The organism is Halobacillus sp., assembly GCF_049282395.1.
In the GTDB taxonomy this organism is placed as follows: Bacteria; Bacillota; Bacilli; order Bacillales; family Halobacillaceae; genus Halobacillus.
This window is the reverse complement of the sequence record NZ_JBAPTY010000167.1, coordinates 1-25,339: the sequence shown is the minus strand read 5'-3', so window position 1 is coordinate 25,339 and position 25,339 is coordinate 1. Positions and strand designations below refer to the sequence as shown.

General features: G+C 42.3%; 25 protein-coding genes, 1 rRNA gene and 2 other annotated features. All 26 genes read right to left on the bottom strand.

What is annotated here, in order from left to right; all coding sequences use genetic code 11:
- Positions 1-9: 9 nt before the first annotated feature.
- The 26 genes from rpoB to rrf all read right to left on the bottom strand — a co-directional run bounded on the left by rpoB (position 10) and on the right by rrf (position 25,324).
- Positions 10-3,537 carry a DNA-directed RNA polymerase subunit beta gene (gene rpoB, locus WAM07_RS07500; protein ID WP_422165897.1) on the bottom strand — a complete coding sequence of 1,176 codons (3,528 nt, stop codon included), beginning with the start codon at positions 3,535-3,537 and terminating at the stop codon, positions 10-12.
- Between the two features lie 319 nt (positions 3,538-3,856).
- Positions 3,857-4,459 (bottom strand): class I SAM-dependent methyltransferase, encoded by a 603-nt coding sequence (locus tag WAM07_RS07495; protein WP_422165896.1) that lies wholly within the window; start codon positions 4,457-4,459, stop codon positions 3,857-3,859.
- Between the two features lie 78 nt (positions 4,460-4,537).
- Entirely contained in the window at positions 4,538-4,903 is a 366-nt protein-coding gene (gene rplL, locus WAM07_RS07490; RefSeq protein ID WP_014641411.1) for a 50S ribosomal protein L7/L12, read from the bottom strand.
- 54 nt (positions 4,904-4,957) lie between these two features.
- Complete coding sequence (rplJ, locus tag WAM07_RS07485; protein WP_089752374.1) at positions 4,958-5,458, bottom strand: 50S ribosomal protein L10; 501 nt, start codon at positions 5,456-5,458, stop codon at positions 4,958-4,960.
- 40 nt (positions 5,459-5,498) lie between these two features.
- Positions 5,499-5,652: a sequence feature (ribosomal protein L10 leader region), on the bottom strand.
- A 54-nt stretch (positions 5,653-5,706) separates the two neighbouring features.
- Positions 5,707-6,402 carry a 50S ribosomal protein L1 gene (rplA, locus tag WAM07_RS07480; RefSeq protein ID WP_014641409.1) on the bottom strand — a complete coding sequence of 232 codons (696 nt, stop codon included), beginning with the start codon at positions 6,400-6,402 and terminating at the stop codon, positions 5,707-5,709.
- 115 nt (positions 6,403-6,517) lie between these two features.
- Positions 6,518-6,943, bottom strand: a complete 426-nt coding sequence (rplK, locus tag WAM07_RS07475) for a 50S ribosomal protein L11 (protein ID WP_014641408.1) — start codon at positions 6,941-6,943, stop codon at positions 6,518-6,520.
- A 152-nt stretch (positions 6,944-7,095) separates the two neighbouring features.
- Positions 7,096-7,632, bottom strand: coding sequence for a transcription termination/antitermination protein NusG (nusG, locus tag WAM07_RS07470; protein WP_422165895.1), 537 nt, complete (start codon positions 7,630-7,632; stop codon positions 7,096-7,098).
- A 125-nt stretch (positions 7,633-7,757) separates the two neighbouring features.
- The gene (gene secE / locus WAM07_RS07465) at positions 7,758-7,934 is read right to left on the bottom strand and encodes a preprotein translocase subunit SecE (protein ID WP_014641406.1); all 177 of its coding nucleotides are present in this window, start codon (positions 7,932-7,934) and stop codon (positions 7,758-7,760) included.
- Positions 7,935-7,976: 42 nt separating this feature from the next.
- Positions 7,977-8,141 (bottom strand): 50S ribosomal protein L33, encoded by a 165-nt coding sequence (rpmG, locus tag WAM07_RS07460; RefSeq protein WP_422165894.1) that lies wholly within the window; start codon positions 8,139-8,141, stop codon positions 7,977-7,979.
- A gap of 61 nt (positions 8,142-8,202) precedes the next feature.
- Entirely contained in the window at positions 8,203-8,859 is a 657-nt protein-coding gene (gene sigH, locus WAM07_RS07455) for an RNA polymerase sporulation sigma factor SigH (RefSeq protein WP_422165893.1), read from the bottom strand.
- Between the two features lie 81 nt (positions 8,860-8,940).
- On the bottom strand, positions 8,941-9,450 hold the full coding sequence (locus WAM07_RS07450; protein ID WP_014641403.1) for an NYN domain-containing protein: 510 nt from the start codon (positions 9,448-9,450) through the stop codon (positions 8,941-8,943).
- 2 nt (positions 9,451-9,452) lie between these two features.
- Entirely contained in the window at positions 9,453-10,196 is a 744-nt protein-coding gene (gene rlmB, locus WAM07_RS07445) for a 23S rRNA (guanosine(2251)-2'-O)-methyltransferase RlmB (protein WP_014641402.1), read from the bottom strand.
- Positions 10,189-10,599, bottom strand: a complete 411-nt coding sequence (locus WAM07_RS07440) for a Mini-ribonuclease 3 (protein ID WP_422165892.1) — start codon at positions 10,597-10,599, stop codon at positions 10,189-10,191. The genes rlmB and WAM07_RS07440 overlap by 8 nt, the downstream gene beginning before the upstream one ends.
- 4 nt (positions 10,600-10,603) lie before the next feature.
- The gene (gene cysS / locus WAM07_RS07435; protein ID WP_422165891.1) at positions 10,604-12,004 is read right to left on the bottom strand and encodes a cysteine--tRNA ligase; all 1,401 of its coding nucleotides are present in this window, start codon (positions 12,002-12,004) and stop codon (positions 10,604-10,606) included.
- Between the two features lies 1 nt (position 12,005).
- Entirely contained in the window at positions 12,006-12,656 is a 651-nt protein-coding gene (gene cysE / locus WAM07_RS07430; RefSeq protein ID WP_089752367.1) for a serine O-acetyltransferase, read from the bottom strand.
- A gap of 69 nt (positions 12,657-12,725) precedes the next feature.
- Positions 12,726-12,940: a binding site (T-box leader), on the bottom strand.
- Positions 12,941-12,984: 44 nt separating this feature from the next.
- A complete protein-coding gene (gene gltX / locus WAM07_RS07425) occupies positions 12,985-14,454 on the bottom strand; it encodes a glutamate--tRNA ligase (protein WP_422165890.1) in 1,470 nt (489 codons plus the stop codon).
- 57 nt (positions 14,455-14,511) lie between these two features.
- Positions 14,512-15,702, bottom strand: a complete 1,191-nt coding sequence (locus WAM07_RS07420; protein ID WP_422165889.1) for a bifunctional 2-C-methyl-D-erythritol 4-phosphate cytidylyltransferase/2-C-methyl-D-erythritol 2,4-cyclodiphosphate synthase — start codon at positions 15,700-15,702, stop codon at positions 14,512-14,514.
- Positions 15,703-15,821: 119 nt separating this feature from the next.
- Complete coding sequence (locus WAM07_RS07415; RefSeq protein ID WP_422165888.1) at positions 15,822-16,922, bottom strand: PIN/TRAM domain-containing protein; 1,101 nt, start codon at positions 16,920-16,922, stop codon at positions 15,822-15,824.
- A gap of 156 nt (positions 16,923-17,078) precedes the next feature.
- Positions 17,079-18,152, bottom strand: coding sequence for a DNA integrity scanning diadenylate cyclase DisA (gene disA, locus WAM07_RS07410; RefSeq protein ID WP_422165887.1), 1,074 nt, complete (start codon positions 18,150-18,152; stop codon positions 17,079-17,081).
- On the bottom strand, positions 18,153-19,532 hold the full coding sequence (gene radA / locus WAM07_RS07405; protein ID WP_422165886.1) for a DNA repair protein RadA: 1,380 nt from the start codon (positions 19,530-19,532) through the stop codon (positions 18,153-18,155).
- Positions 19,533-19,701: 169 nt separating this feature from the next.
- The gene (gene clpC, locus WAM07_RS07400) at positions 19,702-22,161 is read right to left on the bottom strand and encodes an ATP-dependent protease ATP-binding subunit ClpC (protein WP_014641393.1); all 2,460 of its coding nucleotides are present in this window, start codon (positions 22,159-22,161) and stop codon (positions 19,702-19,704) included.
- 19 nt (positions 22,162-22,180) lie between these two features.
- Positions 22,181-23,251 carry a protein arginine kinase gene (locus WAM07_RS07395; RefSeq protein ID WP_422165885.1) on the bottom strand — a complete coding sequence of 357 codons (1,071 nt, stop codon included), beginning with the start codon at positions 23,249-23,251 and terminating at the stop codon, positions 22,181-22,183.
- On the bottom strand, positions 23,251-23,799 hold the full coding sequence (locus WAM07_RS07390) for a UvrB/UvrC motif-containing protein (RefSeq protein WP_422165884.1): 549 nt from the start codon (positions 23,797-23,799) through the stop codon (positions 23,251-23,253). The genes WAM07_RS07395 and WAM07_RS07390 overlap by 1 nt, the downstream gene beginning before the upstream one ends.
- A gap of 20 nt (positions 23,800-23,819) precedes the next feature.
- Positions 23,820-24,284 (bottom strand): CtsR family transcriptional regulator, encoded by a 465-nt coding sequence (locus tag WAM07_RS07385; RefSeq protein ID WP_014641390.1) that lies wholly within the window; start codon positions 24,282-24,284, stop codon positions 23,820-23,822.
- 161 nt (positions 24,285-24,445) lie between these two features.
- Positions 24,446-25,138, bottom strand: a complete 693-nt coding sequence (locus tag WAM07_RS07380) for an MgtC/SapB family protein (protein WP_422165883.1) — start codon at positions 25,136-25,138, stop codon at positions 24,446-24,448.
- A gap of 72 nt (positions 25,139-25,210) precedes the next feature.
- Positions 25,211-25,324 (bottom strand): 5S ribosomal RNA (gene rrf, locus WAM07_RS07375).
- Between the last annotated feature and the right edge of the window lie 15 nt (positions 25,325-25,339).

Here is a 25,339-nt window from a genome sequence, read left to right as displayed (position 1 = left end):
ATACGTCTATTAATCGTCTAGGTTTAAATTCTCGGATTCTTTCGTTTGCTCTTCTTCGATATCCCGCATTTCTATTTCTTGTTCATCACCAGAAAGAATTTTCACATCCATACCTAAACTTTGAAGCTCTTTAATTAGAACTTTAAAGGATTCAGGTACGCCTGGTTCTGGAACGTTATCACCTTTAACAATCGCTTCATACGTTTTCACACGACCGACTACGTCATCTGACTTCACTGTCAGAATCTCTTGAAGAGTATAGGCAGCACCATATGCTTCTAATGCCCATACCTCCATCTCACCGAAACGCTGACCACCAAATTGAGCTTTACCGCCCAATGGCTGCTGGGTTACAAGAGAGTAAGGTCCAGTGGAACGGGCGTGCAGCTTGTCGTCAACCATGTGTGCCAGTTTAATCATATACATAACACCAACAGATACACGGTTATCAAACGGCTCCCCTGTACGTCCATCATACAAAATGGTCTTCGCATCGCGGGACATGCCTGCTTCTTCAAGTGTCTCCCAAACATCTTCTTCTCGAGCACCATCAAATACTGGAGTTGCTACTCTTTCTCCAAGGAGACGGGCAGCCATACCTAAGTGAAGCTCAAGTACTTGTCCGATATTCATACGAGATGGTACACCAAGCGGGTTCAACATGACATCTACCGGAGTTCCATCTGGTAAGAATGGCATATCCTCTTCCGGAAGAATTTTAGAAATAACACCTTTATTTCCGTGACGTCCAGCCATTTTGTCACCTTCAGATATCTTACGCTTCTGAACGATGTACACGCGAATCAGCTGGTTAACTCCTGGCGGAAGTTCATCTCCATCTTCACGATTGAAGATTTTAACATCAAGCACAATTCCTCCTGCACCGTGAGGTACACGAAGAGAAGTGTCGCGGACTTCGCGAGCTTTTTCACCAAAGATAGCATGGAGCAGACGTTCTTCAGCAGATAATTCCGTAACCCCTTTAGGAGTAACTTTACCTACAAGAAGGTCTCCATCACTAACTTCAGCTCCTACACGGATAATTCCGCGTTCATCTAAGTCACGAAGAGCATCTTCACCTACGTTAGGAATGTCTCTTGTAATCTCTTCTGGTCCGAGTTTCGTATCGCGGGCTTCTGATTCATATTCTTCAATATGAATAGAAGTGTACACGTCATCTTTCACCAGACGTTCACTCATGATGATGGCGTCCTCATAGTTGTAACCATCCCATGTCATGAATGCAACTAGTGGGTTTTGTCCAAGTGCTAACTCTCCCATATCCATGGAAGGTCCATCAGCAAGGATTTCCCCTTTCGTTACACGGTCGCCTTTAGAAACAATCGGACGCTGGTTATAGCAGCTTCCCTGGTTGGAACGGATGAATTTCTGTAGACGGTAACGATCAAGATCGCCTTCTACTTCTTTACCATCCACTTCAGATATACGGCGTATAAACACTTCTTTTGCTTCTACACGCTCAACGATACCTTCGTTGCGGCAGATGACAGCAGCACCTGAGTCTTTACCTGATACATATTCCATTCCAGTACCTACAAGTGGAGCATCCGGCTGAAGCAATGGTACAGCCTGACGCTGCATGTTTGCACCCATTAGAGAACGGTTAGAGTCATCGTTTTCCAAGAATGGAATACAAGCAGTTGCCGCCGATACTACCTGCTTCGGTGATACGTCCATATAATCTAAGCGATCCCGGCTTACTACCGTGTTTTCACCACGGAAACGAGCGATAACTTCAGGATCAGTAAAGGAACCATCTTCTTCGAGTTTGGCGTTGGCCTGCGCTACAACATAATTATCTTCTTCATCTGCTGTCAGATAATCAAATTGAGCAGTTACCTTGTTAGTATCAGGATCCACTCGACGATAAGGTGTTTCGATAAACCCAAATTCATTTACCTTCGCATAAGAAGATAAGGAGTTGATCAGACCGATGTTTGGTCCCTCAGGAGTTTCGATTGGACACATACGTCCGTAGTGGGAGTAGTGTACGTCACGAACTTCAAATCCTGCACGCTCACGTGTTAAACCACCCGGTCCTAGAGCAGAAAGACGACGTTTGTGTGTTAATTCCGCTAGCGGGTTAGTCTGGTCCATGAACTGAGATAACTGTGAGCTGCCAAAGAACTCTTTAATTGAAGCAATCACTGGACGTATATTAATTAACTGCTGTGGAGTAATAGATGAAGTGTCCTGAATCGACATACGTTCACGTACTACGCGCTCCATACGGGATAGACCAATACGGAATTGGTTCTGCAGAAGTTCACCTACGGAACGAAGACGACGGTTACCTAAGTGGTCAATGTCATCTGTTCCACCCACATTATGCAGTAAGTTAAAGAAATAACTGATAGAAGAAATGATATCTGCCGGTGTAATATTTTTTACATCACGGTCGATGTTTGCGTTCCCGATCACATTAATGGAACGTTCTCCTTCTGGATCTGTTGGGTCTACAATTTTTACCGATTGTACACGCATCGGTTCTTCAAGTACTCCCTCAACTGGATCAAGAGATCTTTCACTAAGGGTAGTTTCTTCATCATCGAAATGTGGAATCAATTTATTAAGCAGACGACGGTCAATTTTATCGCCTTTTTCTGCCAATACTTCGCCTGTTTCTTCATCTACTAACGTTTCAGCAAGCGTTTGATTAAACAATCGATCTTTTATATGAAGCTTTTTATTCATTTTATAACGTCCGACGCGAGCTAGATCATAGCGCTTCGGATCAAAGAAACGAGAAACAAGTAAACTCTTAGCATTTTCTACTGTTGGCGGTTCGCCAGGGCGTAGACGCTCATAGATTTCAAGCAACGCTTTCTCGCTATTTTCTGTATTATCTTTCTCGAGCGTGTTTTTCAGGTATTCGTTTTCGCCAATAAGATCTATAATCTCCTGGTCTGTTCCGAATCCTAAAGCACGCAGCAGTACGGTGATTGGTAATTTACGAGTACGATCGATACGGACATGTGCTACGTCTTTCGCATCGGTTTCGAACTCCAGCCACGCACCACGGTTAGGAATAACAGTAGCTGTATAACCTCTCTTGCCGTTTTTATCAATCTTTTTGTTGTAATATACACTCGGAGAACGAACAAGCTGTGAAACGATAACACGTTCAGCACCATTAATAATAAAGGTACCGGTGTCTGTCATAAGAGGGAAATCCCCCATAAATACTTCTTGCTCTTTCACTTCCCCTGTCTCATTGTTTAAGAGACGAACTTTCACACGAAGTGGTGCATTATATGTTACATCGCGATCTTTTGACTCATCCACTGGATACTTTGGTTCGCCAAGGCTGTAGTCTACAAACTCTAATGATAAGTTACCTGTGAAATCTTCAATTGGAGAAATGTCCTTAAACATTTCCTTCAGACCTTCTTCCAGGAACCATTGGTAGGAAGCCGTCTGAATTTCAATTAAGTTAGGTAACTCTAAAACTTCACTGATACGAGCATAACTTCTGCGCTGGCGGTGTCGTCCATACTGAACTAGTTGACCTGTCAACTGATTCACCCCTCAAATCAAGCATTTTAATAACGAAAAAAGCGTTCGGCAAGACATGCCGAACAGGCTTGCGGTTGATCTTGCCACAAGCACTATTTAAACATTCGCCTCTATAGCAAATGGTGATTCTTCATTTCTCTCTAACGTTAGACAAAAAAGAAAAAGGGTCGACTTGATATAGATAACCTCATTTACTTTCACTTATTAATTTTCACCATTTTACCCTTCTACCAAGCTTTTTATACATTTTCCTAAAAAAGACTTGACAGGACGAGCATACATTGGCATTTTCCAATACTAGCATAATTAAATACCCTAGTCAAACTTTTTGAGCTTTGAAAATATAGTAGCCTTTTTCCTTGCGAACGACTTCAATATTTCCAAACAAATCTTCTATTTTTTGTTTAGCAGAAGGAGCCCCTTGCTTCTTTTGAACGACCACCCATAGCTCACCGGATTTACAAAGAGCCTTCTTAGCCTCTTCGAACATAGCGTGCACAACCTTTTTCCCTGCACGTATAGGGGGATTGGTCAGTATCGCAGCAAACTGGCGGCCTTCCAACTGACGGAGTCGATCACTCTCTTTAATCTCTACATTAGTAACCTGATTCTTAGCAGCATTCTTTTCCGCAAGATTCAAAGCCCTCTCATTTACATCCACCATTACAACCTGGCGATCTGGATACTCTAGCGCAAGGGAAAGACCAATCGGTCCATAACCGCATCCAAGATCCAGGAAGTTTCCGTCCACTGGCGGAGCTGTAAACGAGTCTATAAGCAAACGAGACCCAAAATCCACTTCACCTTTTGAGAAAACGGCGTGATCTGTAGTAAAGGTTAATAAGCGGTCGCGTAATGTGTAAGACCAGGTTTTTTCATCACTTTTTGCGGCGGTTTTCTTTGAATAGTAATGTTCCGACATGATCCGAACACCCTCTTTTCATCTAGTAAGCAAAAGAAAGCCCGCCGATGATCAGCGAGCTTTACTTTAAAGATACAATTACTTAAGTTCGATCGTTGCGCCAGCTTCTTCAAGCTGAGATTTCATTTCTTCTGCTTCTTCTTTAGAAACGCCTTCTTTGATTGCGCCAGGAGCGTTATCAACTAGGTCTTTTGCGTCTTTAAGACCAAGACCAGTGATTTCACGTACTGCTTTAACAACTTTGATCTTAGAGCTTCCAGCTGATTCTAGTACTACGTCGAATTCAGTTTGCTCTTCTTCAGCTTCTGCACCTGCAGCAGCACCGCCGGCAGCAACTGGGGCTGCAGCTGATACACCAAATTCTTCTTCAATTGCTTTAACTAGGTCGTTAAGCTCAAGAACAGACATTTCTTTAATCGCTTCGATAATTTGTTCGTTAGACATGAGAAATTTCCTCCTTATTATTTTTAAAGGTTATAGTTTAGTCGAACGCGAGATTTACGCGCTTTCTTCTTCTTTCTGATCCGCAATAGCTTTTGTAGCATATGCGAAGTTTCGAACAGGAGCTTGTAGTACGCTTAGGAACATAGATACAAGACCTTCGTAGCTTGGGATGTTGGCAAGTTCCTGAAGCTGTTCAAGAGTTGCAACTTGTCCTTCAATTACGCCACCTTTAATTTCAAGGTTATCGTGATCTTTAGCGAAATTGTTTAGAATTTTTGCTGGAGCTACAGCGTCATCTTCATGGAACGCAAGGGCAGTTGGTCCTTGAAGAACTTCATGAAGTTCACTTAGTTCAACTGCTTCTGTAGCACGGCGAGTCATTGTGTTTTTATACACTTTGAAATCAACGCCCGCTTCACGAAGTTGTGAACGAAGCTCTGTTACTTCTGCAACATCAAGACCGCGGTAATCTACCAATACAGCAGATTTACTATTGCGGAACTTGTCAGCCAATTCATTAACAATTTGCTGTTTCTGTTCAATAATACTGCTCATCTTTCCACCTCCTATTGACTTTTCATCATACCGTTCCGGAAGGTTTCACAAAAAAGTACCTCCATGCAGACATGGAGGTACGTATGAGAGAACAGGGCGTTTTTAGCGCTGTCCTGCTTATTCACACACCTCGGCAGGAAATTAAGCGGAGTTGCATCCGCACCTACTGTCTACGGTATAACGTATTCATTTATACAACGTCCCTAATTATAATTTAATTAGGGACGATAAGTCAATACTAAATTTTATTATTTAGCGAAATTGGAAACATCAACTTTGATTCCAGGACCCATCGTTGATGAAACAGCAGCATTACGCATATAAGTTCCTTTTGATGCTTGAGGCTTAGCTTTTACTAGAGCATCTGTAATAGCTTCGAAGTTTTCCGCAAGCTTTTGTTTGTCGAAAGAAGCTTTTCCGATTGGAACGTGGATGTTAGCAGCTTTATCAACGCGGTATTCAACTTTACCAGCCTTGATTTCATTAACTGCTTTTTCTACTTCAAACGTCACAGTGCCTGTTTTAGGGTTTGGCATAAGACCTTTTGGTCCTAGTACTCGGCCCAGCTTACCTACTTCAGCCATCATGTCAGGAGTGGCAACGACTACATCAAAATCGAACCAGCCTTGATTAATGCTATTAATCAGGTCTTGTTCACCTACGTAGTCAGCACCTGCTTCTTCTGCTTCTTTCGCTTTATCACCTTTAGCGAAAACAAGAACACGCTGGGATTTACCCGTACCGTGTGGAAGCACCATAGCTCCGCGAATTTGCTGATCCGCTTTCTTAGGATCAACGCCTAGACGGAATGCCGCTTCAACTGTTTCATCAAAGTTCGCTTTAGACGTCTCTTTTACAAGATCGATTGCTTCTTGTACATTATAAGATTTCGTACGATCAACAAGTTTTTGAAGTTCTTGTTGTCTTTTACTTTTTTTAGCCATTTTAATTTCCTCCTTGTTGTGGTTTTAACGGATTAACCTCCCACGAATAAAGGTTGCGAAAGAAGTCGGACTCCTATTTCGCAACCTTTAACTCCATCAGAGTGACGTTGTGGGATTAGTCTTCAACTGTAATTCCCATGCTTAGCGCAGTACCTTCAACCATGCGCATTGCAGCCTCAACGTCAGCAGCGTTTAAGTCAGGCATTTTTGTTTCCGCAATTTCGCGAACTTGATCGCGATTGACAGAAGCTACCTTGTTACGGTTCGGCTCACCAGAACCGGATTCGATACCTGCCGCTTTCTTAAGAAGAACAGCAGCTGGTGGAGTTTTGGTAACAAATGTAAATGAACGGTCTTCAAATACCGTAATTTCAACCGGAATAATCATACCCGCTTGATCTTGCGTACGAGCGTTGAACTCCTTACAGAAACCCATGATATTAATACCAGCTTGACCTAGTGCAGGTCCTACCGGTGGTGCTGGGTTTGCTTTCCCTGCAGGGATCTGAAGTTTTACAACTTTAATAACTTTTTTAGCCACGAGACACACCTCCTTAAAGTCCGTGATGTGGTAATAGGGTTTACCCCTCCCACTCATCGCAATATGCTTAAAACACCTCTTTATCCGAGGCACATATAGAACATAAAAATTCTAGCATCTTTATATGCATAATGCAAGGGTAGGATTATATTTTATAGTTTTTCTATTTGAGAAAAATCCAGTTCAACCGGTGTTTCCCGACCGAACATGTTGACGTGAACTTTTACTTTTTGTTTATCTGTATCAATATATTCGATCGTGCCAGTGAAATTAGCAAAAGGTCCATCTGTCACTTTTACACTTTCTTTCACTTCTAGGTTAACTTCAGTTTTCGGTTGTTCATTCATACCCATGCGTTTTAGTACAGTCTCTGCTTCTTCGGGCAGGAGAGGGATTGGCTTGGAACCCGAACCAGTAGAACCAACGAACCCGGTCACGCCTGGTGTATTTCGAACCACGTACCACGAATCATCTGTCATGACCATCTCGGCCAGCACGTAGCCGGGAAATACTTTCTTTTTGTTAATTTTCGTTTTACCATTTTTAATTTCCGTCTCTTCATCTTCAGGGACAAGAACGCGAAAGATCTTATCTTCCATACCCATGGATTCAACACGTTTCTCTAAGTTCGCCCTTACTTTGTTTTCATAACCTGAATAGGTGTGAACAACATACCATCTTTTTTCCATTATCTCAGGACAAATACTTGCCCTTCCCTCCCTTATTTTAAATTAGAATTTTTCTCCAACATAAAAAACCCGCTGAACGGGTTTTTTGTAAGTCTATTTACAAGTATAGCACAAAATCAACTCTACTATTCTTTAGAAATAAGTTCAAGCACCTCAGAGATCCCAAGGTCCACAATAGCAAAGAATACGGCAACAAAAACAACTGTACTTAATACAGTAATGGTGTACCGCGTAAGTTCCTGTCCCTTAGGCCAGCTCACTTTGCGCATTTCTCGAGCTACGTTTTTAAAAAATTTAAACATGCTGCAAATACCCCCAAACTTGCGCCTGCCGGCTTTCTTTCTCTATTTCGTTTCGCGATGTAAGGTATGTTTGCCACATTTCTTACAAAACTTACGAACTTCCAGACGGTCGGATTGATTAGATCGATTTGTATATGAACTATAATTACGACTTTGGCATTCTGTACAGGCTAGCACTACTTTGTTTCTCATACGTTCTCTCCTCATAACCAGAGGTTTACACACTCAACAAATGTAGCACGCTTCAAACATACTGTCAATCTGTGTCTTATAGTGTGATTTCACTTACTTCCAGATACTTTTCAAGCTTTCTTTTAACCCGTTGGAGGGCATTATCAATCGATTTAACATGTCGATTTAATTCAACCGAAATCTCCTGATAGGACTGCCCGTCCAAATAAAGAGCAAGGACTTTTTTCTCGAGATCACTCAGAAGCTCAGAAATCTTCTCTTCCATATCGCAGAACTTTTCTTTATTCACAATTAATTCTTGAGGATCTATTGCTTTTGAACCGGCTATTACATCAAGCAAGGTTCGATCTGATTCTTCATCGTAAATAGGCTTGTCTAAGGACACGTAGGAATTCAATGGAATGTGCTTTTGGCGTGTGGCGGTTTTGATTGCGGTAATAATCTGACGGGTGACACATAACTCTGCGAAAGCTTTAAATGAAGATAACTTACCTTCCTGGTAATCTCGTATCGCCTTGTAAAGACCGATCATTCCTTCTTGCACAATATCTTCACGATCTGCACCAATAAGAAAATACGTTCGGGCTTTTGCGCGAACGAAATTCTTATACTTATTAATTAAATAATCAAGAGATTGGACCTCTCCTTGATTAATTCGTTCGATGATTACTTCGTCATCAAGTTTGCTAAGATCCAACTCGTTGATGTCTTTCTCCGTTTGAATGATGCTCACTCAGGATCCCCCCGACCGTGCTGCCTCAATATAGCAATATTATACAGTAAGCGTTTCAAAAGCGTCAACAAGTTGTCAGAATTATTTATCTCCTCGGCGCCACTTTTCAAAGAGTTCTCTTACTTCCTTATTCATTGGTATCTTAGGCTGGTACTGGACCTGGTTCTGAGTTTCGACATCTTTTTTAATTTGTTTTTCAATATTTTTCACTTCAATATACAGCTCTCTGGCAGACTTTCGAAAGGCTCCTTGTCCAAAAATTGTTCGCTGTTCGGCATAATCCGAGGTCGCTACATAAACTTGAGTTCGGACATCATTTAGTTCTCCCGCGAGCTTTTCAATCCGTTCATCCGCTGTTTCATTTTCTTTCGTAAAAATAACTTCCACTTTGTAATTTTTTTGTTTTTTGGCAACACCCCGGACATGATAAGCATCAAAGATCACGATGATCCGGTCCCCGGTATAGGACTGGTACTCGGCCATCATTTCAATTAAAAGATCCCTTGCCTGACCAAAATCTTGTTCTTTTAATCTTTTCAATTCCGGCCAGGCCCCAATCATGTTGTAGCCATCCACTATTAGAACATTCATTATTACTCACCGACAGGGCGGCGCTTTCTATACACTTCGTACATTAATAAAGAAGCAGCAACGGATGCATTCAGAGAGGTCACTTTACCAGCCATGGGAAGACTTACGGTCCAATCACATTTGTCTTTTGTCAGACGGCTCATTCCTCGCCCCTCGCTTCCAATCACAAGCGCGATCGGCATATTTCCATCCAGCCGTCGGTAATCTTCCGTACCATCTGCGTCTGTTCCGACGACCCACACAAACCTTTCTTTCAATTCGTCGATCGTTCTCGCAAGATTGGTTACTCTAGCTACCGGAATATACTCAATAGCTCCGGTAGACGTTTTAGCCACCGTAGAGGTAAGAGCCACTGAGCGTCGTTTTGGTATAATCACGCCGTGTGCTCCGCTCGCATCCGCAGTTCTTAAAATCGACCCCAGATTATGAGGATCTTCGATTTCATCGCAAATGATGAAAAAAGGCGGTTCCCCTTTTTCTTCAGCTTTAGCAAACAAATCCTCAAGGTCACTGTATTCATAAGCGGCCACCGAAGCCGCTACACCCTGATGATTGCCCTCGACGAGCTGATCAATCTTCTTTTTCGGGACTTTCTGTACAATGACCCCATTCTCTTTAGCTGCCTGTTCCAGTTTTTTATAGGCCTGGTGTTGAAGCTGCTCGGACACTATCACTTTATTAATAGCTCTTCCTGATTTCAGGGCTTCCTGCACTGGGTTCTTTCCTATAATCCATTCGTTATTCATCATCTCCACCCCTTTCTTCTACAAATTGGATCGTCTGTTCGATTAAATCTTCCAGCCGCTCGGTCTTTCCAGATAAATAAAGAAAACCAAGAACCGCTTCAAAGCCAGTCGAATAACGATAAGTTTGTACATTGGTGCTCTTAGGTACAGACCCAGACTTGGCATTTCTCCCTCGTCTTAGCACGGCTTGTTCTTCTTCTGTCAATAAATCTTCTTCCTGCCAGTGGCCTACCGCCCTCGCCTGGGAAACAGCAGATACGAATTTCACGGCTGCTTTATGCAGCCGTTGAGGTTGTATTTTTCCACTTTCTAAAAGGTGCTTCCTTACATACAACTCATAGACAGAGTCTCCCATGTAGGCAAGCGCCAGGCTTTTCATTTGTTTCACATCGTTCATGGTCATGGGATCAGCCTCGCTTCCAGCGTGTACCCTGGGAAGTGTCTTCCAACATAATATTTCTGTCTTTTAACTCATCACGTATCTGATCGGCTCTTTCAAAATTACGATCTTTTCTTGCCTGCTTCCGTTCTTCAATCAGCGCATCGACCTCTTCATCCAGCAATTCTGACTGGGTTTCAATCTCAAGACCAAGTACCATCATCAGTTCTTTCAACGTATCTTCATAAGCCTCAAGCACAATTGTATGGGTTTGTTCTTCCTGAAGGTAAAGATTAGCTGATTTGGTAAGGTCAAATAAAACAGAAATGGCGTTTGCCGTATTAAAATCATCATCCATTTCTTGAATAAACTGCTCCTTGTGAGCTTCTATTTCCTTAATCCAGCGATCCGAATCATTTTGAAGGTTCATGCTGGCAGATTTACGATGCTTTAAATTTTCATATGCATTACGAATCCGGTCAAAACTGCTTTTCGCACCTTTTAATAATTCATCACTGAAATTAATAGGGTGACGGTATTGAACACTGAGCATAAAGAAGCGAATAACCTGAGGGTCATGCTTTTTCACAAGATCGTGAGCAAGAATGAAATTCCCAAGGGATTTAGACATCTTTTCATTTTCAATATTAATATACCCGTTGTGCATCCAGTAACGCGCAAACGACTGGTCATTATGTGCTTCTGACTGGGCGATTTCATTTTCGTGGTGAGGGAAAGTTAAATCTTGGCCGCCGGCATGAATATCGATGGTCTCCCCTAAATACTTTTTAGCCATAGCGGAACATTCAATGTGCCACCCCGGACGTCCATTCCCCCAAGGACTTTCCCATGATATTTCGTCTGGCTTGGCTTCCTTCCATAGTGTAAAATCAAGCGGGTCTTCCTTTTTGTCTCCCACCTCTATGCGAGCACCAGATCTCAGTTCATTAACGGACTGATGGGAAAGCTTCCCATAATTATCAAAGGAGCGAGTTCTGAAATACACATCCCCTTTTGCTTCATAGGCGTACCCTTTATCAATCAGCCCTTTTACAAAATCAATGATTTCCTCCATGTTTTCAGTTACGCGCGGATGGTCCACCGCTTCTTTTACGCCAAGTGCGCCTACATCTTCTTTATAGGCATCTATAAAACGGTTGGCAATGTCAGGAACCTCTTCCCCTAACTCATTAGCCGCTTTGATAAGTTTGTCATCTACATCTGTAAAGTTCAGCACGTAGTGTACGTCGTAGCCACGATATTCGAAATATCTGCGTACCGTATCAAAAACAATAGCAGGGCGGGCATTGCCAATATGGATATAGTTATAAACCGTTGGGCCGCACACATACATCTTTACTTTACCCTCTTCCAAAGGCCGGAATGGTTCTTTTTTTCTTGTCAGCGTGTTATATATATGAATACTCATGCTAGTTCACTCCTTTAGCTTCTTTTACTTCCTCTTGTAACTGCTTAATCTCCTTTTCTAACTGGTTGATACGATCATAAACCGGATCGGGCAGCTTATGATGATCGAGATCTTTCTGCTGTACTTTCTTCCCGTCCTGCACGACCACGTGGCCCGGTATTCCAACTACGGTTGAATTGTGAGGCACATCATGGAGGACGACTGATCCCGCCCCTACTTTAGAATTTTCTCCAATTGTGATAGATCCCAGAACCTTGGCTCCTGTAGCTACCAGGGAATTATCCAGTAATGTTGGGTGACGCTTCCCTTTTTCCTTACCTGTACCGCCGAGCGTGACGCCTTGAAACAAAGTAACATTATCTCCTATTTCACAGGTTTCCCCTATGACCACTCCCATCCCGTGATCAATGAAGAAACGGCGGCCGATTTTGGCCCCGGGGTGAATTTCTATCCCGGTAAAGAAGCGGCTTAATTGGGAAATCACTCTGGCCAGAAAGAAAAATTTCTTTTTATAGAATGCGTGGGCAATCCGGTGGGCCCAGATAGAGTGCAATCCTGAATACGTTAAAATGACTTCAACGTAAGAACGAGCAGCAGGATCTTGATCAAAAACGACATCCACATCTTCCTTAAACATCTTAAAAAGCCCCATTTGCTCTCCTCCTTTGTTAACCAATAGTGGGAATCAAGCTACAAAAAACGCGCCTCCGTGCCCTAATGGCACAGAGACGCGTTCCGCGTGGTTCCACTCTGCTTGGGAAAAATTGATTCCCCTCTTCAGCCTTGCTAACGGAAGGTAACCGCTTCAGCCTACTTGTTTCGGCAGAAGACTCAGAGGTGCATTTCAAAGCGGTCCCAAATAATCACTTTCAGCCGGGGGGTGATTTTCTCTGTGTATGGGAAACCTCTTCTACTTCTCCTCATCAACGTTTCTTATTGGTATCTCTACTATATGACATAAGAGGTCATTTGTGAAAAGTTTAGCCTTGAAGCTTATTTAATACATCATCCAGACGGACATTGACGGTTTCCAGACCAAGCAGGTGAATAGCGTTGGGCAGTTCAGGACCGTGTGTTTGGCCGGTAGTAGCTACACGAATTGGCATGAAAAGCTTCTTCCCTTTATGGCCGGTTTCTTTCTGTACAGCTTTGACCTGTTTCTTGATCGCTTCTGGTGTGAATTCTTCCAGTTCATTCAGCTTTTTCTTGAACGTATCAAGCACTTCCGGCACTTGCTCGCCTTCCAGCACTTCCATAGCGTTCTCATCATATTGTATTTCTTGTTTGAAGAATAATTCCGTAAGCTCTACAATTTGCGCGCCATAATCCAATTGTTCCTGGTAGAGAGCAATTAATTCATGAACCCACTCCCGGTCGGAAGTACTCATATTCTCTGAAACACGTCCCGCTTCGATGAGATGAGGGAGAGTTAAATCTACTACACGATCAAACTCAGCTGATTTAATATACTGGTTGTTCATCCACTTCAGTTTTGCAGGGTCAAAAACCGCTGGTGAAGTAGAGAGACGTTCCGCATCGAATATTTCAATCAGTTTATCCTGAGTGAAGATTTCCTCTTCGCCTACCGGTGACCAGCCAAGCAACGTAATAAAATTAAATAATGATTCTGGTAGATACCCTAAATTCTTATACTGCTCAATGAACTGCAGAATGTGTTCATCACGCTTGCTTAGCTTTTTACGATTTTCATTCAGAATGAGTGTCATATGCCCAAACTTAGGCGGCTCCCATCCAAAAGCTTCATATACCATCATTTGCTTAGGTGTGTTTGAGATGTGCTCTTCCCCGCGTAGTACATGAGTGATAGCCATTAGATAATCATCTACAGCAACGGCAAAGTTGTAGGTTGGTGTTCCGCTTTTCTTTACAATAACCCAGTCCCCAAAATCACCGGATTCGAACGTGATGTTTTCACGGACGATATCGTTAAACGTGTACGTATGGTTTTCCGGTACACGCAGGCGAATACTTGGTTCGCGTCCCTCTGCCTCAAACTGTTCAATCTGCTCCTGGCTTAAGTCACGATGAGCCCCTGAATACTTTGGTGCTTCTCCACGTGCAATTTGTGCTTCTCGTTCTGCTTCCAGCTCTTCTGCTGTCATATAACATTTATATGCCAGGCCGCGCTCAAGCAGATCATCTACATATTTTTGGTAAAGATCCAGGCGCTCCATTTGGCGATAAGGTCCATATTCCCCGCCCTTATCCGGGCTTTCATCCCAATCAATTCCAAGCCAGCGTAAATAGTTAAGTTGACTTTGTTCTCCGCCTTCTACATTTCGCTTTTCATCTGTATCCTCAATGCGGATCACCATTTTTCCTCCCGCATTTCTTGCAAACAAATAGTTGAACAGGGCCGTTCTTGCGTTCCCAATGTGAAGATGGCCGGTCGGGCTGGGTGCATAACGTACTCGAACTTCATTCGACATAATTGTACTCCTTTCGTTACCGTTCCTTTTTTCCAGTTTTATTTTATCATTTTTTTGTCAGGCTTGTTGATCTTTTTGCAAAAGAACGACGGCTTGAGCCGCGATTCCTTCCTTCCTTCCAGTAAAACCTAGTTTTTCAGTGGTAGTAGCTTTTACATTAATCTGTTTCGTCTCCGCGTCCAATAAAGAAGCTATACTCTCACGGATCTCCTCAATATAGGGAGCCATTTTAGGGGCTTGCGCAATGACCGTACAATCGACATTTCCGAGTTCATACCCCTGGGCTTTTACAAATTTCCAGACATGCTGCAGAAGCATACCAGAATCGGCGTTCTTATATTCAGGATCTGTATCAGGAAAGTGTTTGCCGATATCTCCTTCTCCAATTGCACCTAAACAGGCATCGGCAATGGTATGAAGAAGAACATCAGCATCCGAGTGCCCAAGAAGTCCTTTTTCGTGAGGAATCTCAACTCCCCCAATGATGCATTTACGTCCTTCCGTCAGTTGGTGTACATCAAAACCTTGACCAATTCGGAACATAGGATTCTCCACTTCCTTTCCTTTACGCTGGTTTTGTATATAAGACTCTGCTTTATGTAAGTCCTCTGGCGTCGTTAGTTTGATGTTATCATAGCTTCCCTCGACAATAGCCACTTCTTCTCCCAGGATCTCGACTAAGGAAGCATCATCCGTCCCATAGTATCCGCTCTCCTGTGCTTTTTGATGCGCTTTATAGATCAACGAAAAAGTGAAGCTTTGGGGTGTCTGGGCTGCCCATAGAGTCTTTCGGTCCAATGTGCTCAGTAATTGATCATTCTTCTGTTTGATCGTATCCGTTACAGGGACCGCTAGTAGAGCGGCATGCTTTTCAATCGTACGCTCCGCCAATTCGTGCAAGAGCTCTTGTTTCACAAATGGACGTGCTCCGTCATGGATAAACACGGGCAGAGTGGTATTAATTACGGCCTTTAATCCCGCAAACACACTATCCTGCCTCTCTGCTCCCCCATCTACCAGCTGAATCTCTTTATTTAAAGAAAACGCTTGAAGGAGTTCTTCCATCTGTTGTCTTTCCTTTGGATTAGTCACTAGAACGATTTCAGAACACCATTCGTCTTTAGCAAAAACGGAGAGTGTATGTAATATTAACGGTTGATCTTCTATTTTTAGAAACTGCTTATTTTTACCAGCCAGCATGCGCTTGCCCTGTCCTGCTGCAAGTACCACTGCCGTATAATTTATCATAGTATCCATCCTAAACTGGTTTAAACCATAAAATAACCACTATAACTATCTCTGTAAATAACAAAAGCGATAACTCACCGGTTATCACTTTTGTTAGTCTCTATTTGTTTATACCGTTTTTAAAGGGCTTTTTCAAGTGATTTCGGTTTAGCAAAGATCATTCGTCCGGCAGATGTCTGAAGGACGCTGGTAACGACCACTTCAATTGTCTTTCCAATATAACTTTTTCCTTCTTCTACTACGATCATCGTGCCATCATCTAAATAGGCTACACCCTGATTTTGTTCCTTGCCATCTTTGATCACCTGAATACTCATTTCTTCACCAGGAAGTACGACTGGTTTCACTGCATTGGCAAGGTCGTTAATATTCAATACTTGGACATTTTGAAATTCACATACTTTATTTAAATTAAAGTCATTCGTAACAACAATTCCATTCATAACCTTAGCCAGTTTAACCAGTTTACTATCCACTTCCTGAATATCTTCAAAATCTCCCTCATAGATTTCCACATTGACTGGGAGGTCTTTCTGAAGACGGTTCAAAATATCAAGTCCGCGCCGACCGCGGTTCCTTTTCAATCCATCAGAAGAATCTGCAATATGCTGTAGCTCTTCCAGGACGAACTGAGGAATCACAATTGTGCCTTCAAGGAAATGAGTCTCACAAATATCTGCAATACGGCCATCAATAATCACGCTCGTATCCAGAATTTTTTCTTTTGGAATTAATGAACTGTCTACTCCTGCAGGCGCAGGAGATGAAGAAGCTCCTTCATCGGCTTTTTCTTTTTTCGAAACCATATTGAGGAACTCGTCCTTCCGTTTGAATCCCACCTGGAAACCGAAGTAACCCAGTAAAAAGGTTAAGAAAATCGGCACCACCTGATTAACCACTTGAATTTGAATATCTTGCACCGGGATATTGACTAGATAGGCAACGATCAGACCAACAATTAACCCAAGGCTGCCGAATAATAGATCGGCGACAGGCGCCCGGACCAAAGTATCCTCAATCCATCTAAGAAAATCTACTATATAATCCACGATCCAAAATGTTAATAAAAATAAAATAAGTGCTCCAAGTACGGCCCCTAAAACTGCTTGCATCCAATTCTGCCAAGTGAGTCCCATGGCTGTAAACAATTCTGGAAAATAGAGGTAACCGATCGTTCCACCGGTTATGACAATAAACAACTGTACAATTCGTTTAAGCACTTGTATCCACCTCCTCACTCACAGTATGACCAAACCTCACACCTAATAACCGTGTAATAAGAGGAATGATGCTTTATAAAATAGCATAGTTTCCAAAAAAAGTCAATATCCGAAACGATTTATCATATCATATTCATAGTAAATAAGTCAATAGAATCATATATGGCGATCTACAAATAGCTGCTCCTGGATCCGTTCTAAACCATCCCGGATTTTCGTCGCCCTTATCTCTCCTACACCATCTACACCTACCAGATCCTTTTGAGAAGCCTGAATCATATCGTCCAGGGTTCCAAACTTTTCTACTAAATGCTCAATAATTAAAGGCGGAAGACGGGGAATACGGCTTAAAATCCTGTAACCTCTAGGGTGAAGCGGATCCGACATCTTCGTATTAGGAGAATACCCTAACAGCTTGAGCACCTGTTCATCTGACAACAACTCCGGATTTGTTACTTCCTGCATTTTTCTTAGAATATAGTATGGTTCGTAGTCTGGACGCTTACTGTAATCTTTCAAGAGTAAAGCAGCCTCTTCTTCAATATTTGATACCAGTTCTGTCATCTGCAGTTGAATTAAACGTCCTTCTGTTCCGAGTTCATTCACATAGTTGAGAATTTCTGTTTTCGTACGAAGCACCATTTCCACCCGATGCACCACTTGAATGACTTCAGAAAAGGAAACCATGTTTTCAAATTCCATTGCACCGAGGTTGGTTATGGACTGATCCAGTACATTTTTGTATTTCTCCAACGTCTGAATTGCCTGATTAGCTTTTGTTAATATTACGCCAATGTCCTTCAATGAATACCGCAGAGACCCTTTATACAGGGTGATAACATTTCTCCGCTGTGATATGGCAATAACTAAGGATCCTGTCTGCTTCGCTACACGCTCAGCCGTCCGATGGCGCATCCCAGTTTCTGTAGAGAGAATATCCGGGTCGGGCATCAGCTGCGCATTCGCATAAAGTATTTTGGTAGCTTCATCGTTTAGAATTAGGGCTCCGTCCATCTTAGCCAGCTCATATAAGTGGGCGGGGGTGAAATCAGATTGTATATTAAATCCGCCATCCACCAAATCCCGAATGACCTCATCATAACCAAGGACGATTAATCCTCCCGTATTAGCCCGCAGCACATTGTCGATACCATCACGAAGCGGCGTGCCTGGAGCCACAAGCTTCAAAATTTCTCCAATTCCATTCTCTTTCATATCATGCCATTCCATTTATGCGTCCCCCAATGTAACCTTCATAGCTTCCTGTACCGTACTTACCCCTATCACTTCGATCGAAGAAGAAGGCTTCCATCCATCCAGGTTTTTCTTAGGAATAATTACACGCTTGAACCCTAACTTTGCAGCTTCCTGCACACGTTGTTCAATACGAGCAACACGGCGAACCTCTCCTGTCAGGCCGACTTCTCCAACCACTACATCTTCAGCCTTAGAAACTTGATCTCTAAAGCTCGAAGCAATGCTTAAGGCAACCGCCAAATCGATCGCAGGCTCATCCAGCTTCACTCCCCCTGCTACTTTCACATAAGCATCCTGATTTTGTAAGAGGAGACCAGCCCGCTTTTCTAAAACGGCCATGAGTAATGGGACACGGTTGTTATCCAGCCCCGTAGCCATTCTTCTTGGATTTCCGTAGGCAGTAGGAGATATTAGAGACTGTATTTCTACGAGTACAGGACGTGTACCTTCCATAGATGCAACTACAACGGAACCTGCCGCTCCCTGAGACCTTTCTTCCAGAAAAATTTCAGATGGGTTTAATACCTCGACTAAACCTTGTTCTTTCATTTCAAAAATGCCCATCTCGTGTGTACTTCCAAAACGGTTTTTTACACTTCTGAGTATTCGGAACGTATGGTGTCTTTCCCCTTCGAAATATAAAACAGCGTCCACCATATGCTCAAGAAGTCTAGGTCCCGCTATAGAACCTTCCTTAGTAACATGCCCTACAATAAAAATTGGAATACCTTTGTTTTTGGCTATTCTCATTAATTGACTGGTGCATTCCCTTACTTGAGATACGCTCCCTGGAGCAGATGTGACATCTTCCTTGAAAATGGTCTGAATGGAATCAATCACAACAAATTCTGGCTCTATAGCTTCAATTTGGTTAATGACATCCTGCAAATTTGTTTCAGATAATACATAGAGTTCATCTGAGGTTATATTTAACCGCTCTGCCCTTAACTTTGTCTGTCTTGAAGACTCTTCACCAGATATATAAAGAACAGGCTTATCTTTATTGGCAATCTGAGCCGATACCTGAAGTAATAATGTTGATTTCCCTATCCCCGGATCTCCGCCAATTAAAACCAGGGATCCGGCTACGATTCCTCCTCCAAGTACACGGTTAAACTCTGGCATATCAGTGGGGAGACGCGGTTCTTTCTCTGATTTTATGGAATTTATCTTTTCTGGTTTTGTTTTTGTGGAAGTGGAACTAGTCTGAAACACATGGCGGGAATTTGTACTTGGAGCACTCACTTCTTCAACAAGCGTATTCCATTGTTGACACCCTGGACATTTGCCCATCCATTTCGCTGTTTCATAACCACATTCCTGGCAAACAAACTTTGTCTTTCTTTTTGCCAAGATTAAACGCCCCTTCCCTTTAGTTTATACGATTATGATTGTGAAAAAGTTTCACAGTCATATCAATTAGATTAATTTCCTCTTACTAAAAGCATATAGGAATAAGAAAAAAACCGGAAGGCAAACGCCTTCCGATTTTTAAATTTAGCACTTAATAGCTATGATTTATTTAGTTTGTAGATTCCTGTTCCGTATAAACGACGAATTCATTATTGTCATTCAAGTCAATTTTCACGGATTGACCTTTAGCAATATTCTCTTTTAGCAACTCTTCAGATAGAAGATCTTCAACGTTTTTCTGAATAGAGCGGCGCAGTGGGCGTGCTCCGTATTCAGGGTCGAATCCTGTTTCTGCAATATGCTCAATAGCTTTATCAGATAAGGTGAAGTTGATTTCCTGCTCCTGCAGACGTTTTCTCAACTCTTCTGCCATCAAAGTTACAATGTCTTTCATGTGTTTTCTTTCTAGTGAATGGAAAACTATGGTTTCATCAATACGGTTTAGGAATTCTGGACGGAACGCTTTCTTCAGTTCATCCGTAACTTTAGATTTCATGTCTTTATAGCTCTGATTCGAGTCATCCATGCTGAAGCCAACGTATTTATTACTTTTCAGCTCCTGTGCACCTACGTTTGAGGTCATAATCAGAACGGTGTTACGGAAGTCTACCACGCGTCCTTTAGAATCGGTTAAACGGCCATCTTCCAACACTTGAAGCAGAATGTTAAATACTTCAGGGTGTGCTTTTTCTACTTCGTCTAAGAGTACAACAGAGTACGGTTTGTTACGGACTTTTTCAGTCAGTTGACCGCCCTCTTCGTAACCTACATAGCCAGGAGGCGAACCTACCAGTCTGGAGGTGCTGTGTTTTTCCATATATTCAGACATGTCTATACGGATCATAGCGTCCTCTTCACCAAACATGCTTTCTGCCAGCGCACGAGCCAATTCAGTTTTACCTACTCCGGTTGGTCCTAGGAAAATGAAGGAACCAATTGGGCGTTTCGGATCTTTTAGACCTGCCCTTGCACGACGAATAGCTTTAGATATTGATTTAACAGCTTCGTCCTGGCCAATAACACGGTTATGAAGCGTGTCTTCCAGTTGAAGAAGACGTTCACTTTCATCTTTCGTCATTTTGGATACAGGAACTCCAGTCCAAGTGGATACGACAGAAGCAATATCTTCTACCGTAACTTCTGAATCCTCTTGCCCTTGTTTTTCTTTCCATTCATCTTTCGTTTCTTCCAGTTCATCGCGTAAACGCTGTTCACTGTCTCTCAGAGAAGCCGCTTTTTCAAATTCCTGGCTTTGAACAGCTGCATCTTTTTCCTTACGAACTTCTTCAAGCTTTTGTTCAAGTTCTTTTAGGTTCGGCGGAGCTGTATAAGAACGCAGACGAACTTTTGATGCTGCTTCATCAATTAGATCGATCGCTTTGTCTGGAAGGAAACGATCTGTAATATAACGGTCTGAAAAACGAACAGCAGACTCAATAGAGTCATCCGGTATAGTTACTCTGTGGTGTGCTTCATAACGATCCCGCAGACCTTGAAGGATTTGCACTGATTCATCCAAGGTTGGTTCATCTACTTGGATAGGCTGGAAACGACGTTCAAGTGCAGCATCTTTTTCAATATACTTACGATATTCATCAATAGTAGTTGCACCGATACATTGTAGTTCTCCACGGGCAAGTGACGGCTTCAGAATGTTGGAAGCGTCAATGGCGCCTTCTGCACCACCTGCACCAATTAAGGTATGCAGCTCATCAATAAATAGAATGATATTACCGGCCTGGCGAATTTCTTCCATCACTTTTTTCAAACGGTCTTCGAATTCACCGCGGTATTTTGTGCCCGCAACCACGGTTCCCATATCCAGGGTCATTACCCGTTTATCACGAAGAATCTCAGGTATTTCATTATTTATAATCTGCTGGGCAAGACCCTCTGCGATGGCTGTTTTACCTACACCAGGTTCACCTACAAGTACCGGATTATTTTTGGTACGACGGCTGAGAACCTGAATAACTCGTTCAATCTCTTTGCCTCTTCCAATAACGGGATCTATATTGCCTTCTTTAGCAATTGTCGTTAAGTCTCGAGCCAGCGAGTCAAGGGTTGGTGTATTCGCACTGGCTGCCTGGCCTCCAGAGCCGCCTCCACGACGATTTTGACCGCCGGTGGACTCATTATTGCCAAGAAGCTGCAACACTTGCTGACGTGCTTTATTCAGACTTACACCGAGGTTATTAAGCACTCGGGCAGCTACCCCTTCTCCTTCACGGATTAAGCCGAGAAGAATGTGTTCTGTTCCTACATATGAATGACCAAGTTTACGTGCTTCATCCATGGATAATTCGATAACTTTCTTGGCGCGGGGAGTATAGTGAATGGTTTGGGAAACCTTCTCCCCTTTTCCAATCAGTTTTTCTACTTCCTGCTGAATTTTTGAAGCTTCCAGACCTAATGCGGTTAATGATTTAGCCGCTATTCCTTCTCCTTCACTTACTAAACCAAGCAGAATATGCTCTGTGCCGATGTTATTGTGTCCTAAACGAACAGCTTCTTCTTGTGCAAGTGCAAGTACTTTCTGAGCTCTTTCTGTAAAACGCCCAAACATCATGGACATTCCCTCCTAACGTTTATTCTTCATTTTCTAATTGAAGTCGTTCTCTAATTAGTGAAGCTCTGCGTACATCACGCTCATCTGGATTTAGAGAGGCTTTAGCATATTGTTGCAAAAACCCGGGCTGAGTTAAAATCATCAGCTCATTTAAAATAGTTCTTGGAATATGGTCAATAAGTTTAAGATCAATTCCAAGCCTCAAATCAGATAAACACTTGGCAGCCTCTTTAGACTCTATGATACGGCTGTGCTTTAAAACACCGTAAGAGCGAAATATACGATCCTCCAGTTGAACTCCTGATCGGCTTATTAACGCCTCACGGGCTCGTCTTTCCTGATCAATTAATTGTTTTACTACACTATGCAGATCTTCTACAATGTCCTGCTCTGATTTTCCAAGCGTAATCTGGTTGGAAATCTGATAGATGTTTCCAAGAGCCTCGCTTCCTTCACCGTATATTCCTCTAACAACAAGTCCAAGCTGGTTAATTGCCGGGGTCATATGATTAATTTGCTGGGTCATGGATAAGGCAGGAAGGTGCATCATCACGGAAGCCCTCATGCCCGTGCCGACATTAGTTGGACAGGCTGTTAAATAACCTCTTTTTTCGTCAAAAGCATAGTTGATTTTTTCTTCAAGCCAATCATCCAGCTGGGAGGCCTGTTCCAGAGCTCTATCCAATTGAAAACCAGGAAAATACAACTGCAATCGTATGTGGTCTTCCTCGTTAATCATAATGGAAACCTGCTCATTTTCTGATATCAAAGCAGCTGAATGCTTAGGTTTCTCCGCCAAATGTGGACTAATAAGATGCTTTTCAACCAGCACCCTTTTTTCCACAGGCTCAAGATCATTCATTTGGACTATCTCAAAGCCTTTGTAATCGCGGAAGGATTGACCTTTATATTCCTCTTTAAAGAAATCCAGAACTTTTTCCAAAGTCTCATCAGAAGCGATCAACGGGAATGGAGAACTGGAAAAATTTCGAGCCAGTCGAATGCGGCTGCTTAATACAATATCACTGTCAGGCCCATCCTGCTTCATCCAAGGACTAAGAGCCTCATTCATAAATTGCTGCAATGACATTATTGCTCACCATCCTCCTCCTCATGAAATCGGTTTTCCAAAGTTCGGATCTTATCTCTAACTTTCGCTGCTTCCTCGAATTCTTCCTGCTCAATTAATTGTCGAAGATTAGATTTGTGTTCATCCAGCTCTCTTTTTAAATGAAGTTGGCCGCCTTCACGCTTTGGAATCTTACCGTCATGAGTAGTATTTCCGCTGTGAACCCTTCTCAAAACAGGGTTCAAGCGTTCGTCAAATGTTTCATAACAATTCCCGCACCCAAATTTCCCAATTCGCGCAAATTCCTGATAAGTCATTCCGCAGGTAGGGCATTGCAACTGAGGAGTTTGCTGCTGGGTGTGAGCTTGTTTTCCTTTAAAAGTAGATGGACTTTCAGAATGGAATAGTCCTGACAAAAGGTTACTGAGAGAAAAATTTTCTTCTCCGTAACTCATATAACCTTTATCTTTAGCACAATGTTCACAAACGTGAACTTCTGTTTTTTGACCATTAATTACCTGAGTTAAATGTACCGTAGCTTTCCTTTGGTGACACTCCTGGCATTCCATAACGCTCTCTCCCTTCCAATTCAGCTTTTATACTTTAGAGTGAAGAGCATAGCCGTCATCATTCGAGAACGGACTTCATCACGCAGAGGAAGAGGGAACGTGAGGACTTCACGGTCAATAATGCTTCCCATAAGTTTTGCTTCCCTCTCTGTGATAATTCCACTCTCTAATAACCTCTCAATCACATCCGTAGCTGCTGTTTGAGAAACGAGGGGATTAATCATGTCAACAATCTCTTCAATCATATCCGATTCCTTGCGATGCTGGATACGGCTAATACGAATATATCCGCCACCGCCACGCTTACTTTCTACTATATAACCTTTTTCCACAGTAAATCGAGTTTTAATCACATAATTAATCTGAGAAGGCACACATTGAAATTGATCAGCTATTTCACTGCGCTTAATTTCAATTGTCTTTTGCTGGTTCTTATTCAGAACCTCTTTCAAATATTCCTCTATTACATCAGAGATATTCCTCATTTTCCCTCCTCCTCTTTTGACTTTGACTATCTTTGACTTTAATTTTATTATACTCAATTTTATGAGTTACGCAACTAAAATGTTGGGATCACATACACATTCATGATTCCCTAATTTCTTTTCTGCTAAAACAAAAAACCATGCCGAATTTTGGCATGGTTTTAGAATTTATGATTGATCTGAAGGACTTCCTCGTTACGGGAAAGCTGTTCGATTAATTCAGTACGGTTGTATTTTTGACCTTTATCTATTTCAATAATCAGTTTGTTATGGCCTTGCTCTTGTTTCTTAATATTAATTCCTTTAATCCTCAGTTCTTTTTCATCAAATATCGCAGTGATCGATTGCAATTTAACATCAGGTCTTACCTTTAGTTGAAAGATATATGGCTTCTTCTTATTAAAATTTTCTTTTTCAAGTTTATTTAATAGAACTAAACTTAACAATACGATAATAGTAGCTAAGATGGCGACATCATACATACCGGCACCGACCACTAACCCTATCCCTGCTACTGTCCATATCGAAGCAGCAGTAGTAAGACCTCTAATAGTTAAGCCATTGACGATAATTGTTCCTGCACCTAAGAAGCCAATACCACTGATCACATAAGAAGGTATGCGCGCTGGATCAAATCGTACATTTTCAAATTCATCCACGTAAGATTCAAAACCATATAAGGATAGCAGCATCATCAAACAGGAGCCTACACCGACTAAAATATGAGTCCTAAATCCTGCGGAATGATTGTTTAACTCCCTTTCGAACCCAATCAGCCCAGCTAATAGCAAGGCAATTACGATTCTTGTAGTAAATGTAAGAAAATCATCGTCAAAGAAATTGCCCCATTCCATAAACGGTCCTCCTGTTCATTAACTTTTAAATACAGAAAAAACCAGAAGTACAAACTTCTGGTTTTCATATTAACGTGGCGGCGTCCTACTCTCACGGGGATCGACCCGACTACCATCGGCGCTGAAGAGCTTAACTTCTGTGTTCGGCATGGGAACAGGTGTGACCTCTTCGCCTTCACCACCACATCATATACAGTTTGA